Source organism: Bacillus sp. FSL R9-9492 (assembly GCF_038007365.1).
Classification (GTDB): Bacteria; Bacillota; Bacilli; order Bacillales; family Bacillaceae_G; genus Bacillus_A; species Bacillus_A mycoides.
On sequence record NZ_JBBOXC010000001.1, the window covers coordinates 2672467 to 2689095 of the forward strand.

Genomic DNA, 16629 nt, shown 5'->3' on the forward strand with positions numbered 1-16629 from the left:
TATGCCACGAATTTATATAAATGAAGAAGCTTTGAATCAAGCATTACAGCAATTTAAGAATATGATTCAAGATTTAAATCATAACAAAAGTGTAGTAAGTAATGTTCATAATTTACTTCTATCAAGTTGGTCGCAACTTGGAGTGGGAAAGAAGGCAATTGATGATTTAGAAACCTTCAGGAAAGATATTGGTACAAAGATGGAAGAATTAAAGTCCGACAAACACGAATTAAAAAGTGCGATTGACTTATTTAAGGCATTAGATCAAAGTTATGATTATATGGGACCTAAATATTAAAAAACACTCGCTAGGAGTGTTTTTTTGTATTCAAATCTATATTTTATCTAAACGCATCCATCTGTACTTTTTCGTAAATGTATCCAGCTTCTTTAGCTGTAATCCCGAAATGTTTAGCAGCGATTTCAGCAACCTGAGGATCATGTACTTCAGGGATATAGTTTTCATCGTTATTTGTTAGTCTGTTATATTGTTGTTTCATAAAGTCGAATATGACTGTATAGCTTATTCCGTTACTTGCATATTGTCCATTTGAATTAGAAGGTTCAGCTGTTTTACTAGTTGTCGTAGAATTGTTTGAAGATGAAGGTGTGTCATTTTCTAAATCGGTACGTGTATAAGCTACTAAATCATTTATTTTCATTTCGTAATTTATATCAGGAGCATAATACTGTTCCATTACCATAGAAAAAGTACTATCTGTATTTTTTAATTTCATTTCTCCATAACGACAATCTGGATCACCACAAAGAATTGCACGGTCATTTTGTTGGACTAAATCTATTATAGCGCCTTGCATAAGCAAATATTGTTCCTTTTTTGGAAGGTCGTAAAAATCGTCAGTTACGTTCGCTTGTATATCAATTTCGTAATCATAGAGCTCATTATCTTCTAATTTAGCACCTTCTACATACTTAACATCTTTTATATATTTTGCGAGATCAGATTTATCTAAAATTTCTTTTGAATAATCTTCCGACACTTTAGGATTTGGAGAACATCCAGATAATACCCCAATTAATGTTAGTAGAAAAAAAGCCGCATATATTTTCTTCACATACATCACCCCTAGTTTTATTTATGTCTGAGAGTAAAATAAAAACACCCTTTCGAGTGCTAATTATTTCTTACTTAATGCAGGATGTTCCCAATATTGATTAGCTACTTTAGGTAAGTTGTTATGTAAAAAGTTATCGTAATTGATCTTGTCTAGTGTTTCGCGATTAAGAGTGATTTTCATAACATTATCCTTTTTCTCGTTACCGTATTGGTCCACTAGTGGATATTTATAAAAGAAAGCAATTTCACTTATGTTTTTTTCATTCTTTAAATCTTTTAATATGGATATTGTATCAATCCACATACCTTTTTTTGTGTAATTTGCTGATACGTTTTCTTTGGCTTCAGCAGTTATTAACACAATTTTATCGTTTGGGTTTTCAGTACCTAAGTTGTCATTCACTTTAACAGATTCAACTTCTTTCTTACCGAATTTATCATTTACGAGCTTTGTGACTTTATCTTCAAGTGATTCTTCTTTTTTCTCTACTGGTGCAGCGGCTTCTTTTTCTTGTTTCTTCTTCTCTTCCTCAGTTCTTGCTTTATCCTCATCTTGAGCTTTTTTTATTGCTTCTTTCCGTTCATTTTCAACATCAGCAATGGTCTGTTGTGAATCTTTTTTCTCATCTTTAAAAGCTCCAGTTATTCCCCCGATAATAGTGAGGTATACAAAACATGCAACAACCATTTTCCACTTAGTGCCGGAACGGAACCCTATAATTTTTTTATACCATTTTTCTTGTGAACGTTCATTTTGCCTTTTCTCTTCTCGGGTGTTGCTCATATTGTTTCCCCTTTCAAAATGTAAGATTTCTCACCTCATGGTAGCAAACAAGCTATTTGTATATTGTCATATTTTGTCGGGTGAAAATAAAAAAAGACACCCTAAGGTGCCATCCTCCGACTTTAGCCATCTTAATTTTAATAATATGTATTGGAATCCCATCCAAACATTATTTTACATTCAAATCACCTAAAATATTGACTTTATCTAAATCAACCTATTGCTCTCAAAATTATATAGAAAAGTATACATTGAAAACACCATATATAAAAAGATTTAAAGACTCCAAAATAAAAAACTCAGGTCTTTCTTTCTATAGATCTTATTAGTATAAAATATTATTTGTTAATTTATATATAAAATATACAAAGGGAATATACCTTATAAAAACATCTCCTATTAATAAAATACTGATAATTATAGATTATTGTCTGTAGTACATTAATAAACCTCGATAAATAAATTTCAAAAACTAGTATATATGCTCATACATAAATGAAAAAAACGAATATATTGACATTGAATAGTTTTAAAAATCTAAAGTAATTTCAAAAAGGAGATTAGATAATATGAGCGAACAATGTCCAATTAATGTACCTTGTCAGGTAAATGGACAAACTCAAACACCATTAAGTGATGCAGCTGCAACACCAATTCTTACTCCAGGAACACCGATTGTAAAAATACCAGTTGTATTAGCAGAAAGAACAATTCAAATTGTTGTAGAATCTGATATTTCATTAGATCCTCCAGCAGTTGAAATTAAACGTATCTTAAAAAATGCATTTTTAACACAATGTAAGTTAGTTCCTGTAGCATTCACTCCAGTAGAAGGTACACCTTACCGTCGAGTTACAAGAGCAAAATTATTTGTACAAGGATATATTCGTAAAAATATTGAATATGCAAATGATGAGTGTAATGGAGTGCTATATGACCGCATTGCAAATGTTCCATTTTCTGGTTTTGCTGATCTAACAGCTGGTGATTTTCTATCACAAGCTATAGTAGCTGCTTCTTCAGATACTACATCTCACTTTATTAATCCTAAAAATGGTGATTTACCACGTTTAGACAAATATTTCTTCGAAAATACAGTATTTTATAACGAGCAACCATATTGCGAATTAGTTAGCGCTCAATTTTTCGAATTAGACTTTTCCCCTTGTCCAACAAACTTAAACGAACCATTTGATACTCTTCGTGAAAAAATTGTACTAGACCTTACTTTAAAAGTGTTACAAGTACAACAAGTACGAGTTTAAAACAAAAAAGCACTCAAAATGAGTGCTTTTTGTTTAACCCGTTTATGTTCTACATAATAAATCTGGTTCTGGTGCAAAAACTCTAAAGCTCTTGCCAGTAATCTCCTAAACTTGGACATACTGATAGTATTACTCTAAAAAAGGTGTGTGATCGGTATGGAAAAGAGAAATTTGTTCAAATGGAAGCATTATCAGCCGGAACTAATCTTATTAACAGTAAGGTGATACCTACGGTACAATTTGAGCTTCCGTAACCTGGTGGAAATAATGGAGGAAAGAGGATTATCCATTGCTCACACAACGATTATGCGCTGGGTTCATCAATATGGACCTCAACTAGAAGAGAAAGTACGATATTATCTAAAATCAACAAATGATTCATGGAGAGTCGATGAAACCTATATTAAAGTAAAAGGGCAATGGATGTATTTATATCGTGCCGTTGATTCAGAAGGGAATACCATTGATTTTTATCTAAGTAAATCAAGAGATAAACAAGCCGCCAAGTGTTTTTTCAAGAAAGCCCTGACTTTTTCGTACGTTTCTAAACCTCGCGTGATAACAATAGATAAGAACCCTGCCTATCCTGTAGCAATTCAAGCGTTGAAAGAAGAAAAGCATATGCCTGAAGGCATAAAGCTAAGACAAGTTAGATATCTCAATAATATAGTGGAACAAGATCATCGTTTTATTAAGAAACGTGTGCGTCCTATGTTGGGGTTTAAGTCATTTAAAACTGCAACTTCTATATTGAGTGGTGTTGAAGCCATGCATATGATTAAAAAAGAACAGATTGATTTACGGGACCAGTCTGTCCAAAATCAGAAAGAATTCATCCATCAATTGTTTGGGCTAACAGCATAAAATACAATTCCGCTCGAAATATATGCGCTATATTCTCTTTTATTTTATCTTTGCACCAGAACCCGTTATGACGTACTCAGTAGAGTTTTACGACAAAGACGAAAAGTGGAAGCTTCGTTGGTTTGAGGCGAAGTCCGAGAGCGAATCTATAGAAATGGCTAAAAAGAAATACGGAAAGATACAAATTATTACTACTTATATTTCGGATAGAACCTTAGAAGAGATAATGCATTTGGATTAGGAGGCATAGCGCTATGACGCGTAAAACAAAGTTAAGGATCGTTCTTGGAACTGTGAAAAGAGCACACAGAAAATGTGTACTCATAACAATCTAAATTATTTTAAGGACCATGATATATCATCAAGGGCTTTATAAATATAACTATACATGCGGTAAAAGAGATACTTTGGATTGTATTTTTGTTTCCATTTCCATTTCATAATAATCACCTCTCATACAAATAGTTTAATTACATTATACAGTTATTAATTAGAATGTTAAGAAAATTTGATGTGAATTAAGGTAAATTTAAACAAAATGGGTATCTTGTAGAAAGTGAGGAAAAGAAATGAATACAGTAACAGTTAATATTCAAGCAACGATTATTAAGGGAGCATTAACAGGAGTTTCTGGAAGAGTTGTAGGTTTTGATAGTGAGATGGATATGGTGAGCATTGAGGTTGATGAAGATACATTTATTGAAACTAAATCAGGCAATGTTAAGCAAAATTAGTACAAAATCCTTATTTTTTATTAAAAACTGCCCTTGTATTATGGGGTCACAAGGACAGGGGATATATGAGTTGCAAATCCTTTTAAATTCTAACATGTATATAAGCTTAAAGTGGTTACGGAAAAGTTACAAAAGCGTTATTTGAATAGAAAATGGCAGGTAATCGACTAGGTTACCTGCCGTGCTCTAAAACAATACGGAGGAGCGAGCTCCGATTTGAAAGAGTGCAGCCGTGGGAAGTCGGCTTGTAGGTAGTATGTACGATATAAAAAAGATTATTCGCAAAGGGGAATGGAAGATGGACAAGCAAAAACGGATTGAAATCGTGAATTCACTTATTAAATATCTTGCAGATCATGAGAGAGAGTTCTTTCGTTACAAGGATAGAACGGCACGCTTTGAGCATGATGGTAGAAACCTTTGGTACGTTGACCACGGCACAAATGTTCCAATGTGTATGACAAGAAGTTCTTATATGAACAAAAAACAGGAACATAATTTCACTGGTGGCGGAACAATGTGGGGATTAATCAGAGATTTTACGGACTTTATTTTCGGTAATGACCATTCGAACGGCAAAAATGGTTATGGCGGATTGTATTGTACTCATTGGGGTTGGTCAGAAGAAGGAATGGAAAAGATGCGTGATTATGCAAGGGGAATTGGATATTTAAAAGCTTTATAAAATAGTTATTTAATAAAAAAGCAGTTAGCTTTCGCTAGGCTGCTTTGCTCCCTAATGGAGTTCTCGTTATGTGATTTAGATGAAGATACTACCTACTAGGAGAAAAGCTCCTAGCAAAATTAGAGAATCAACTAAAATCAAGAACTGGTTTTTCTGTGGTTTTTTAAATTCCTTTATTAAGCTAAAAACTGCACTCAATCCGAAACAAATGTATAACAAAATCATTATTGTTCCTGGCATAATTAACACTCCTAATATATTGATAATTTAATTATATAACGAAAAACATATACATGTAAGTTTTTAATAAAATCCTTATTTCATAGCAAATACAAAAGAGCACACATATATGCATGCTCTTTGAAAGGTAGATTTCTATGGGTGGAGAGTCTCCATACAATAACATATGCTTGTCCGGTTTAACTGTTACAAGTTTTTTAACAAAAACGCTATTTTAATTTTAAACAAAAGAGCAGTCAGCAAAAGCTAACTGCCCCATTTTGGAGGAAAATCAATTGTTACAGATTGGCATATTCAAAGTATGTACAGAAATTGGGGATTTATTCAGACAAAACTAAAAAGAGCACCTTCAAGTAGTGCTCTTAGCAAGTTGGGCCCTCAGAGAGTAGTGTGGCACACATGATAATATATGTGAGTTATTCATTGAGGTGCAAATACCTAATAAAAACTACATTTGGCACAACAAAGTAGCTAGCTCAATTAACTAACTACTTGTTGTACAAAAGAAATTAGGCCCTACAAGTAATGATGTGTAACTTTAAGTTACAGTTATAGTGTAAACAAGATTGGAAAAGTTATTCGGAAGTGAACTTAATAAAAATTTCATTTTGTTTTAGTTTAAAATCACAAAAGAGCACTTTATTAAGTGCTCTCGTGACGAGATCCATTTTGTAAAGACTATTTTATAAAGAAAGGAACACAGAATATCATATGTATTTCCTGCCAATTGAGTGCGTTTTTACAAACAAAGAGCAGCTAGTAAAAGCTAACTGCTCAATACAAGGAGATACAGAGAAAACTACTTCAAATGAGTTATGGCATACAGCCTATATATATTATTGACGGAATATTTAGTTTTATTCACTGCAAGATTCATATTTAAATTAAAATCTCTGTTATTAATATTATCATTCCTACAAGAAGTAAGAATTCAAGTGAAATCCAAAATACACTTTTCTGTGGTTTTTTAAATTCTTGTATTAAAGAGAAGATGGAATTAATTGCTACAAAGATGAAAAGAATGAGGCGTATCATATCTGGCATTTTAACCACTCCTAAGGTTTGAAAAGATTCATTATATAACGATTTTTAAATTTTTGGATAATTAAGGGTGAGAATTAAGCAAAATTTAAACAAAATAATCCTTTGCGCGACACGTTTCCTTATAAGTGTGTAAACACGAAATGGGAGGGGCATCAATTTGATAACAACAACTGATTGACTGAAAGTAGGAATGAAAGCCGTCAGGTTGAGCTGAAACTACTTATCTAATACTCCTACATGCAAGGCGTGATAGTAGTCACAAATTGTATGAAGCTAGGTGAAGTCGGCTGAACAAAACCTAAGTGAGAAATCATATGGTAATGGATAGGTCGGGATGCTACAAAACATCTATGGTGAGAATGTCCAAAATAACGGACTGGCGAACTTACGAATATACGGGTCTAAATTATTAATACATAAGAAATATGTATGTCGTCAATGACGATGTTATCTACCGAAAAGTAAGATTAAAGGATATGAAATTCGGAACATCTAACGATGATGATGTAAAGATAACAGGCTTACAGCAAGCACCTAAGGATATATGTATAGCTAGGTCAATCGGAACGTGGTAAGCAAGAAACTGTCACCAACGCCTACTAGCGGACAGATGCATATAAGGTTCTAACGAACCGAAATTGCTTCATTCTTGTGAAGGTGGGGACACAGTACCGAAGAAACATGTAACGAATGTGGAGGGATAGTCCCTAGTCTTGTTCTTTGAAAACTAAATTAACTAGATGTAACTCACAGGATCGAGTAAGATGATGGGACTTTTCGTAAGAAAGGGGAATTAACACATCGGTGAGTACAACATTACGACATGCAGAATATTACGATGTGCAAAAAGTGTTTGATGATTTATATCAACGTAGTAAAAACAATGCTACTAAAGGTATAAATTTATATAAACACATCATATCAAAAGAAAATATTCTACTGGCATATAGAAACATAAAGGCAAATATTGGCTCTAAAACTGAAGGAACAGATGGGATCACAATCGACCATTATAAAATGGAAGATGTAGATTCTTTCGTTGATAACATAAGAAATGCTCTTGTAGACTACAAGCCAAACACGGTACGTAGGGTAGAAATACCTAAACCAAATGGAAAGAAACGCCCATTAGGAATACCTACAATGAGAGATAGATTGATTCAACAAATGTTCAAGCAGGTTCTAGAGCCAATATGCGAAGCAAAATTCTACAAGCATTCATATGGGTTTAGACCCAATAGGTCAACGCATCATGCGATGGCTAGGTGTCAATTCTTGATGAATCGTGGGGGATATAGTCACGTAGTTGATATTGATATACAAGGTTTCTTTGACAACGTAAACCACTCCAAATTACTAAAACAACTATATAACATAGGTATAACTGATAGAAGATTACTGACAATCATCTCGAAAATGTTAAAAGCACCAATCAAAGGAAAAGGCATTCCTACAAAAGGAACTCCGCAAGGAGGAATTCTAAGCCCATTACTAAGTAATGTTGTATTGAATGATTTAGATTGATGGATATCTAGTCAGTGGGATAATATCAAAACAAGAAAACCATATACACTACCAAATAAAAACTATCATCTATCAAAAACAAAATTGAAGAGAATGTATATAGTTAGGTATGCGGATGATTTTAAAATATTTACAAACAATCACAAATCTGCAACTAAAATATTCCATGCAGTGGAAGGTTATCTCGAGAATCAATTAAACCTTAACATATCTAATGAAAAATCAACTATAACTAACCTAAAAAGAAAATCTTCGAATTTTCTGGGGTTCTCTATTAAATTCGTTAAAAAGCGCAAAAGATATGTGGCAAACACACATGTAAGCGAGAAAAAGAAAAAGAAAAAGAAAAAGGATATCCTTGAAAAGGCAAAAAAAAGGATTAAAGCAATTCAAAAGAATCCATCAGGGAAAACAGTACAGGACTATAACTCTTACGTGCTTGGCATAAAAAACTATTACAAAATTGCAACACATGTAACTATAGACTTTGCTGAAATAGCCTTTCGTCTCTCGAAAACCTTGTTTAATCGTCTAAAATCAATAGGGAAATATAAGATTCCTACCAATGCAAACGCATTATACAAAAGAACTCAAAGGAATAATTATAGAACCTTTGAAATAGCAGGTAATCATGTATATCCACTAGCGGACATACAAACACGATTCCCTCAAAGTTTCAGTCAAGACATATGTAACTACACTATAAAGGGAAGACAAAAACTCATCAAAAGCCTAAAAGGTAACATTGCCAATGAAATGCAGAAGATGTTGCTATCATCCAATAAAGGGCAGAGCGTGGAGTATACAGATAACAGAATGTCGAGATATTCTATGCAAAATGGAAAATGTGGTGTCACAGGAATCTTTTTGTTAGCTGATGAAGCACACTGTCATCACAAAGTACCGAAAGGTATGGGAGGAACTGACGAATTCAATAACCTAATTATTGTACATGAATTTGTCCACAGACTGATTCACGCTACAAATGAAGAGACGATTAGAACATATATGAGAATACTTCAATTGAACGATAAACAATTGAAGAAAATAAACAAACTCCGTAAAGCTTGTAATCTAGTTACTTTAGTATAGAAGAATAAGATGGGACGCTGTATGCGATGAAAGTCGCACGTACAGTGTTAAGCGGGGGAAAAGATGGAGATAACTTCAAAGTCTTACCTATCGCAACTAATAGAAAGTGAGGTTAAGAGAATGGAAGGTAATGCAAAGCTATTAGGTGCAGACGGAATGTGCGGAATGGAGTTTAAAGGAAGTAGGGTTAATGTTTATAACGATGAAGGGTACGTAATGGAAATTATGACAACAAAAGAGCATGTTCAGGAAGTTATTGATTTTCTAGAAGACTGCAAGAAAGAAATGGAGGAATAAAAATGGGACAAGGTAACCGTGGAATGGCTTTTGAAAAGCTTATCAATCTATCGAATGAAATGTATCAAAGAGGTGGAGTGGCGCTTATAAACAAGCGTCCAACCCCTGTGAAGGTATTGAAAATGGTTTATGGCCGTGTGAAAGATGGATATTACGAATCTAAAAGTACAGTAGATTATGACGGTGTGTATAAAGGACGAGCTATAGCTTTTGAAGCGAAGTCTACAGAAAATGCTAATCGCTTTGATTTAAAGAACATTGCGCAGCACCAGTTGGATTATCTGAAGAAAGCAGAAAAGATGGGAGCAATATGCTTCTTTCTTATAGAGTTTAGTAAGGATAAGTCAGTATTCGCAGTACCACTATCAATCATTCAATCTTATGTAAGGATGTCTCATCAACCGAAGGGCAAGAAGTCTATACCAAGAGCAGACTTTGATATTTATGGGTACTTAGTAGAACAGACAGAACGGGCGCTAGTGGATTACTTGCAATACATTGATGAGCAAGGATTTACACCGGTAATAGATGGCATGATTCAATTTGATCAGGACCATAAAAAGATTGCTAATAACATTGAAGTAGCAAAGGAGAAAATGAACAGTAAGGAACGTAAATTATTAAAGGCTTAATGGATAGCGGAACCATGCAGAGTGGATGGTGGGGTCTACTCGCTATGCATGTTTTCTTTATTCAACAATGAGATAGTAAAATTTCACGTACCTGATGTGAATGTAAAAACACAAATTCGAAATAGGGGGATTCCTTCATGTAACAATTAACTTTATTACCAGCAGTCGATGAAAAGAGAGTTCAAAAGGAAGTAGTCAGTATCTTAAAGGAATACCGTGCATTAAAGATGCGATTCAATAATGAAGTGGAACAAGAAGGGATCAGTTTGTTTCCAGAGATACGAAATTCAAGAAGAATAAGCGAATTAAAGGTGAAGCAGATAGAGAAGACTCTGGACCATATCTTAGATGAGGATGAAAGAAACATTATTACAATGAAGTTCTTAACGAATGAAAGAGTAAAAGATTCAGATGTTTATCATGATCTACTACTCAAAAAGACTTATTTCTACGAGAAGAAGCAAAGTGCTGTGAAATTGATTGCTACAGCACTAGGAATCATCTGAAAAACGCGAACAAAACGCGAACTTTTTGGGGGACTAAATAAAATGCTGAAAATTATAAGCTATTCCTATAAACAGTTCTTTGAAAAGAGAATACGTTTTGGGGATAGCGTTCCCATTATAATAACGTTACTCGGTGACGCTGAGGCTAGAGGGGATAAGAGCTTCCCAAAATTATTTATATTTTACTTCTCATTGAGTGTATAAGCGTTCCGCCTTTCGTTTGTAGGCTCATAGGTAGTAAAACCACACCTGTCATGTGGATTCTTGATTTCTGTGTTAAAACTAGATCGTTGTACAAATGGTGATGGTGGTCTGTTCGATTGAATGGACCGCGTCTCCTAGCGAGAAGAAATAACTCAATTATATTAGTAATTACTCACGACAGTAACTAATATAAGTCAGGTTGTTCTTCTTAAACGATTAAACGAGCAGAGAGCTTCCGCTCTTTGTTTGAGCCAATACAGCTGAACATTACCCTCAGTTTTATGTGTTGGTTCAAACAAGGCGTAGGAAGAAACATATACGTCTTGCTACTAATCCTTTAAACATTGTGTAAACGAGATTGGTGAAAATGAAATTAAGTAGCCGACTCTACGGATTATAAACGAGAAGATTCCTAGTCTTCTCCCAGTCACTGAACACAGGGCGTGTAGCCATACCAGTTGATGCGGTGGCTTGGAGAAGGTTGAGAGTAATCTTGGCCTTGAAAGAGGAGCTTTTGCCATTTGTTTTCTCTTTTCTCCCATCCCCTTTTTATACAGTTTGTGAGCCGTTATTTTCGGATAACGGCTATTTGTTTCGTAAACCACCCAAAAAGTTCTTGACTTGGTGCTTCGGAGTGGTTTAACTAAATTAAACACAAACGAAGGGAGGGCGAAACCATGGGATTACGAGTAACAAGAAAGTCGTCAGCTGGATTGAAATGCGAAGGATGCAGTAAGTTGACTAGTTTCCCAAGAACAGCTCCAGTGAGAGATTCTAGACAATTTCCCAACGGTGAAGTTGTCCATGGGCATTCAGTTGGATATGTATGTCGCAGTTGTGGTTATCGTAAAAAGTACTTTTACTAATTCTGATTATTAAAAGCATCCGAAATGGGTGCTTTTTTCTTTGTTATATAGAAATTACACATTAAACCAGTAAAAATTTGAATGAGATAAGCATATACTAATAACTGAACACGACGTATTCATTCTTTATAATCGTATCGGACGAGCACCTTATAGGGCTCTTTTTTTATTGCACATAAGGAATTCCCAAACATACAATATCGAGTCAATGCCAACCAACTTATTCCTTTTCCGAGAGCTCTATATATTCCGCTATAAAGCTCTTTTATGTTGCGCCATTAGAACGGGCTGGGCATTGTCGTATATTTAATACTCAGAAGCTTAGGGCACTTTATAGTGTTCTTTTTTTATTGAACAAAATGGATATTCGAATAGGAAGGTGATTATGTGTTTGATTTTTTAATGTGGTCATCATTGATATTAGATAATGTGATTAAAATAGCTTTTGCAGGTGCAGGCGCGGCCATTATCTATGCTGCGTTAAAACCTAATAAAGTAGAAACTAAAACAACTTATAGTGTTACTGTAAATGCTCCTAAATTAACTAAAGAGGAAACAGAGCAATTCGCTAAACAAGTAGTTGAAAATATGAAGAAGAGACGCAATGATTAAACCAATAGCAATTATCGTAGGCGCTGCCGTGATCTGGGTGGCGTCTTGTTTGTTGTTAAGGAAAGATAAGGTAAGGAGTAAAGGTTTTGTAAAATTTGAAAAATAAATACTATTAGCACTTTAAGTGGTATAATCTTCTTATTATTGGAATTAAAATGAAAATATAGATAAATAAAGGGGATAAGGTGATTTGGATGGGGGATTCTGATCATAGAGAAACAAAAGCAATATTAAAGATATGGTTCATCTATATACCACTTGCATTAGGGGAACTCATTTTTTCAAATATTATAGGCTACTTTAAAAAAATAAAAATAAAGATTTTGCATTGGAAAAACAATTAATCTATTTAATTGTTTTTTTATTTTCCCCCTAACAAAACAAACGAACACAACGAACGAAAATAAACAAGGCTCAAACGAGCCCTGCTAAATGGAGAGCTACGATCAATTGACCGATAGCTGCAACGAACTCAGGCGAAATATTCAGTTCTACTTTTCTAGTTTTAAATTTCATTTCCATAACCTCCTTATGTACTGATAGGCGCATTAGCTGAAGAATTTTGGGTATTCAAGGATATATACATTCGGAAATTGATAAAGTAACACGGAAATAAGAATGAAATACAGATAGTTAATAACGTCCCATTTAGGTCTACTCTATTGATAGAATTTTGGCTTCTTGATATTATTAGCTTAATAGACTCTCAATAACACTTATCAAAATTATAGATTAAAAGAGGGATAAAAATGATTTATGGATATGCTCGAGTAAGTACACAAGATCAAAATCTAGATAGCCAGATTGATCAACTTACAAAATACGGAGTAGATGAACTTGTGGAGGAGAAAATAAGTGGCGTTTCTAAACAAAAGCCACTTTTAGATGAACTTCTTTCCAAGGTAGCTCCTAATGATACATTAGTTGTGACACGAATGGATCGTCTTGGTCGAAACACTATTCAGTTACTGCAGTTAGTTGAACAACTTAGAGAAAGAGATATACACTTTGTTATTTTAAACTTAGGAATAGATACCAGAACACCAACTGGTAAATTCTTTTTAACGGTAATGGCAGCCTTTTGTGAACTAGATCGAGAAATGATTAAAGAGAAGCAACGTTCAGGAATTAAATTGGCCAAGCAAAAGGGGAAATATCGAGGAAGAGTTAAAAAATATACAGATAAGCATCAAGGTATGAATCGTGCCATTGAATTACGTAAAACTACCAATAAAACTGTAAAGGAGATATGTGCAATTACAGGAATCAGTCAGGCGGCATTTTATCGTAGGCTAAAGGAAATGGAAAAAGATAATGGATAACAATTTTAATATATTTAATTATTTTGCAACCAATTTACTTCCTCATTCGACTTTATTGTGTAACGGAGGGGAGAACCAAAATGGATCTAGCAAAATTAGTGAAAAAAGCAAAAAAGGGTGATGATGAAGCATTTGAACAACTGATTGATTCTGTTCGACAAAAGCTGTATCGAACAGCCTATGCATATGTTAGAAATGAACAAGATACTCTTGATGTCTATCAAGAAACAATTTATACAGCCTATATTTCAATAAAGACATTAAAAAAGCCTGAACATTTTTCGAGTTGGATTACAAAAATTCTAGTTTTTAAATCGATTGATTTTATTCGGAAAGAGTCTCGCCATTTTACTACAGATAATGAGGAAATCTTTACTGAATTAATCGCTTCTGAAAATGTTGATTTTATCATGCATTCGATGGATTTATCAGAAGCATTTAAATTCTTAAATCCTACTGTTAAGACCATTATTTTGTTAAGGTATTATCACGATTTGTCCATTAAGGAAATTGCCACCATCATGAATTACCCGGAAGGAACCGTGAAATCACACTTAAATAGGGCGAAAAAAGAGTTAAGACCCATTTTAAAGGAGGGCTATCTTTATGAATAAAGACAAATTCAATCGATCCATCGACAACATAAATGTACCTGTTGAAAAGCTAATGGCTAGGGAGAAGGCGGCTATCTTTCAAGCCAAGAAAAAAAGAAAAGCCGGAAGAACCACAAAACGGTCAATCTTGGTTGCATGTGGGTTATGTCTATCTTTGCTTGGTTCTGGATTTGTTTCAACAGGCATGGCGGAAGCCTTATCAAATGTTCCCCTAATTGGTCCAATTTATAAAGATTTTAGAGACATTGCCTCAGATAAAATTGAACACGATCAACTTACGACAGTAATTGATAAACAAGATAGTAAAAACGGCTTAACAATGACTGTAAAAGAAGCAGCTTATGATGGCAACCGGTTAATCGTAACAGTTGTTTACACAGGTCAAAAAGAACTTTCGATGGAAGAAGAAAAGGCCGGCATTAGCTATATAACAATTAATGGACAACAAGAAGTTAAACCAGTGAGTGGTTCAACAGGGCAAGATGACGTAAACTCGAAAACAATAATTGAACATCATCAATTTACCTTTTCTAAGTATAATGAATATGGCGATAACATTGAGATTGAGGTCCATGGAGAAGATTTATTTGGCTATGAAGGTAAGTTGAAGGTGGCCTTCCCGCTTGAAAAAATAAAAGGTGATGTATTTGAGTTTTATCCAGAAGTTACAACTCAAACGGTTGATGAAGTGTATACACTAACAGCCGGCAAAGTAACATTCTCACCTTTATCAACAAGAATAGACCTAACGATTGATTACCCTGCTGAAATGGATAAAAACGATACTTGGCCATGGTTTGATTTCTCTGTAGTCGATGATAATGGTCAGGTATATGATAAAGAGAAACTACAAGCAGGCATGGTTTTTGAGAACTATGGTCATAGTATGGTACTGACTTTACCTCCAATGGATACAATACCAAAATCATTTACACTTAAGCCAAGTCGACAAAATAGTGAAGGATTTAGTAAAGAAATAAAGGAATTAGAATTAGTCGTTCCTTTAAATAAAAGTAAATAATGACCTCGTTTGCTTTGTTTACTCATATCGCGGAAGTACCTTAAGCTAACGAACACGCGATAGTTGAATAACGGGTTTTATTAAAAAACGTCATGAAAGCCGGATTCCATAGCTATTGGACTCCGGCTTTTTCACATTAAATTTCCTTAACGTTGTAAATCCGCATTTTTCTGACGGTACCCCATGCCCATCAACTTAAGAAGGCTCTTGTTCCCCAAAATGAAAAAATGAACTGAATTTTAGTAGACAACTATGCATTATATAAAAGTTTGTTATCCCTATTAAGTAGAAAGTTGCTATATAGAATAATTTTTTTATATGATAAAGTGGGCTTATGCTTAAATGAAAAAAGGAGAGTGACCCAGATGACAAACCAAAATGAAACGAACGCTTTACCACCAAAAACATGTACGATTGAACGTCTCATCACGATTCAGGAGGACATTGAAAAAGTGCTTGCAGGACAGAAAACGGCTACTCGCCGCAACGGGAGATATGCGGATGTCGGGGAAGTGATGGAGCTTCAAGGTCACCGGTATGTTGTGGAGAAGGTCTATTCGCAGTCACTTGGCGAATTGACTGATGAGCATGCCCGTCAAGAAGGCTATGCGAATGTGGAGGAATATAAGCAATCTATCCTGTCTCTTCACCCTGGCATGCCATGGCTGCCAAATATGAGAGTTTTGGTTCATGAGTTCCGTCCCATCGAAGGTTAATGTGATATAAGGATGGACATGTTGTATCGACTGCTTCTGTATGTACATATTTTCAGTGTAATCTTATCCATCGGCCCGTTTTTTGTATTGCTTCCGCTCATCAAAAAATTGCGGGCTTCAGAGGCCCGAACACAGCAGGCTTATCTGGATGTATTCCGATTTTCGGTCAGGCTGGCCAAGCATGCCGGGCATGTGCTGGTTGCATCTGGGGTTCTGCTTGTACTGGTGGGCCCTTGGACTTGGAAGACCCCTTGGATAGTGATGACCCTTATTCTCATGGCGAGTTCATTATTTTTCCTGGCCCGCGCCTTTTCGCCGACCATTCGGAAATTCAGCGAAACGGGCCAAGACAAGGACGCCTTGATTCAATTGTTGCGGCGTTCTGTTTGGATTTACATTGTTCTTTTAATGGCGATGTTATGGTTCATGGTGACAAAGCCTGCGTTGTGGCAGGGGTGATAGATCTAGGGCGAATAGCGGCTTTGTGTGATTGCCGTTTGAATTCGCCGGGCGGCATGGAACAAGGACA

The 16629-nt window shown here is 34.9% G+C and carries 17 protein-coding genes and 3 pseudogenes; 17 read left to right on the plus strand and 3 right to left on the minus strand.

The annotated features are described in order from the left end of the window. Position 1 precedes the first annotated feature (1 nt). Positions 2–298, plus strand: coding sequence for a hypothetical protein (locus MKY70_RS13510; protein ID WP_341024627.1), 297 nt, complete (start codon positions 2–4; stop codon positions 296–298). A gap of 43 nt (positions 299–341) precedes the next feature. On the opposite strand, the gene MKY70_RS13515 is transcribed toward MKY70_RS13510, so the two are convergent. Beyond that, positions 342–1082 carry a hypothetical protein gene (locus MKY70_RS13515; RefSeq protein ID WP_341024629.1) on the minus strand — a complete coding sequence of 247 codons (741 nt, stop codon included), beginning with the start codon at positions 1080–1082 and terminating at the stop codon, positions 342–344. A 57-nt stretch (positions 1083–1139) separates the two neighbouring features. Then, positions 1140–1862, minus strand: a complete 723-nt coding sequence (locus tag MKY70_RS13520) for a hypothetical protein (RefSeq protein WP_341024632.1) — start codon at positions 1860–1862, stop codon at positions 1140–1142. Between the two features lie 569 nt (positions 1863–2431). Here MKY70_RS13520 and MKY70_RS13525 point away from each other — a divergent pair. The 5 genes and pseudogenes from MKY70_RS13525 (at position 2432) to MKY70_RS13545 (ending at position 5410) form a co-directional block, all read left to right on the plus strand. Then, positions 2432–3127 (plus strand): CsxC family protein, encoded by a 696-nt coding sequence (locus MKY70_RS13525; protein ID WP_341024633.1) that lies wholly within the window; start codon positions 2432–2434, stop codon positions 3125–3127. A gap of 156 nt (positions 3128–3283) precedes the next feature. Further along, positions 3284–3991, plus strand: a pseudogene (locus MKY70_RS13530) (IS6 family transposase). A 67-nt stretch (positions 3992–4058) separates the two neighbouring features. After that, positions 4059–4232 carry a hypothetical protein gene (locus MKY70_RS13535; RefSeq protein ID WP_341074632.1) on the plus strand — a complete coding sequence of 58 codons (174 nt, stop codon included), beginning with the start codon at positions 4059–4061 and terminating at the stop codon, positions 4230–4232. Between the two features lie 328 nt (positions 4233–4560). Next, complete coding sequence (locus MKY70_RS13540; RefSeq protein WP_001099234.1) at positions 4561–4725, plus strand: hypothetical protein; 165 nt, start codon at positions 4561–4563, stop codon at positions 4723–4725. A gap of 298 nt (positions 4726–5023) precedes the next feature. Next, a complete protein-coding gene (locus tag MKY70_RS13545) occupies positions 5024–5410 on the plus strand; it encodes a hypothetical protein (RefSeq protein WP_341024636.1) in 387 nt (128 codons plus the stop codon). Between the two features lie 1119 nt (positions 5411–6529). On the opposite strand, the gene MKY70_RS13550 is transcribed toward MKY70_RS13545, so the two are convergent. Beyond that, on the minus strand, positions 6530–6694 hold the full coding sequence (locus tag MKY70_RS13550) for a hypothetical protein (protein WP_341024637.1): 165 nt from the start codon (positions 6692–6694) through the stop codon (positions 6530–6532). An 804-nt stretch (positions 6695–7498) separates the two neighbouring features. Between MKY70_RS13550 and ltrA the strand changes: the two are divergent. The 11 genes and pseudogenes from ltrA (at position 7499) to MKY70_RS13605 (ending at position 16559) form a co-directional block, all read left to right on the plus strand. Further along, a pseudogene (gene ltrA, locus MKY70_RS13555) lies at positions 7499–9310 on the plus strand (group II intron reverse transcriptase/maturase). Between the two features lie 63 nt (positions 9311–9373). Beyond that, on the plus strand, positions 9374–9607 hold the full coding sequence (locus MKY70_RS13560) for a hypothetical protein (protein WP_341026450.1): 234 nt from the start codon (positions 9374–9376) through the stop codon (positions 9605–9607). A 2-nt stretch (positions 9608–9609) separates the two neighbouring features. Continuing rightward, complete coding sequence (gene recU / locus MKY70_RS13565; RefSeq protein ID WP_341024641.1) at positions 9610–10239, plus strand: Holliday junction resolvase RecU; 630 nt, start codon at positions 9610–9612, stop codon at positions 10237–10239. A gap of 143 nt (positions 10240–10382) precedes the next feature. Continuing rightward, a pseudogene (locus MKY70_RS13570) lies at positions 10383–10745 on the plus strand (ArpU family phage packaging/lysis transcriptional regulator); the annotation flags it as partial. Positions 10746–11626: 881 nt separating this feature from the next. Continuing rightward, a complete protein-coding gene (locus MKY70_RS13575) occupies positions 11627–11815 on the plus strand; it encodes a hypothetical protein (RefSeq protein ID WP_128283593.1) in 189 nt (62 codons plus the stop codon). A 387-nt stretch (positions 11816–12202) separates the two neighbouring features. Beyond that, on the plus strand, positions 12203–12427 hold the full coding sequence (locus MKY70_RS13580; RefSeq protein ID WP_341024644.1) for a hypothetical protein: 225 nt from the start codon (positions 12203–12205) through the stop codon (positions 12425–12427). 749 nt (positions 12428–13176) lie between these two features. After that, complete coding sequence (locus MKY70_RS13585; protein WP_341024645.1) at positions 13177–13749, plus strand: recombinase family protein; 573 nt, start codon at positions 13177–13179, stop codon at positions 13747–13749. An 80-nt stretch (positions 13750–13829) separates the two neighbouring features. Next, entirely contained in the window at positions 13830–14363 is a 534-nt protein-coding gene (locus MKY70_RS13590) for a sigma-70 family RNA polymerase sigma factor (RefSeq protein WP_327937105.1), read from the plus strand. Next, positions 14356–15384, plus strand: a complete 1029-nt coding sequence (locus MKY70_RS13595; RefSeq protein WP_341024651.1) for a DUF4179 domain-containing protein — start codon at positions 14356–14358, stop codon at positions 15382–15384. Before MKY70_RS13590 ends, MKY70_RS13595 begins: the two co-directional genes overlap by 8 nt. 365 nt (positions 15385–15749) lie before the next feature. Then, the gene (locus tag MKY70_RS13600; RefSeq protein ID WP_341024654.1) at positions 15750–16100 is read left to right on the plus strand and encodes an ASCH domain-containing protein; all 351 of its coding nucleotides are present in this window, start codon (positions 15750–15752) and stop codon (positions 16098–16100) included. A gap of 18 nt (positions 16101–16118) precedes the next feature. Further along, entirely contained in the window at positions 16119–16559 is a 441-nt protein-coding gene (locus tag MKY70_RS13605; protein WP_341026390.1) for a DUF2269 family protein, read from the plus strand. Positions 16560–16629: the final 70 nt, after the last annotated feature.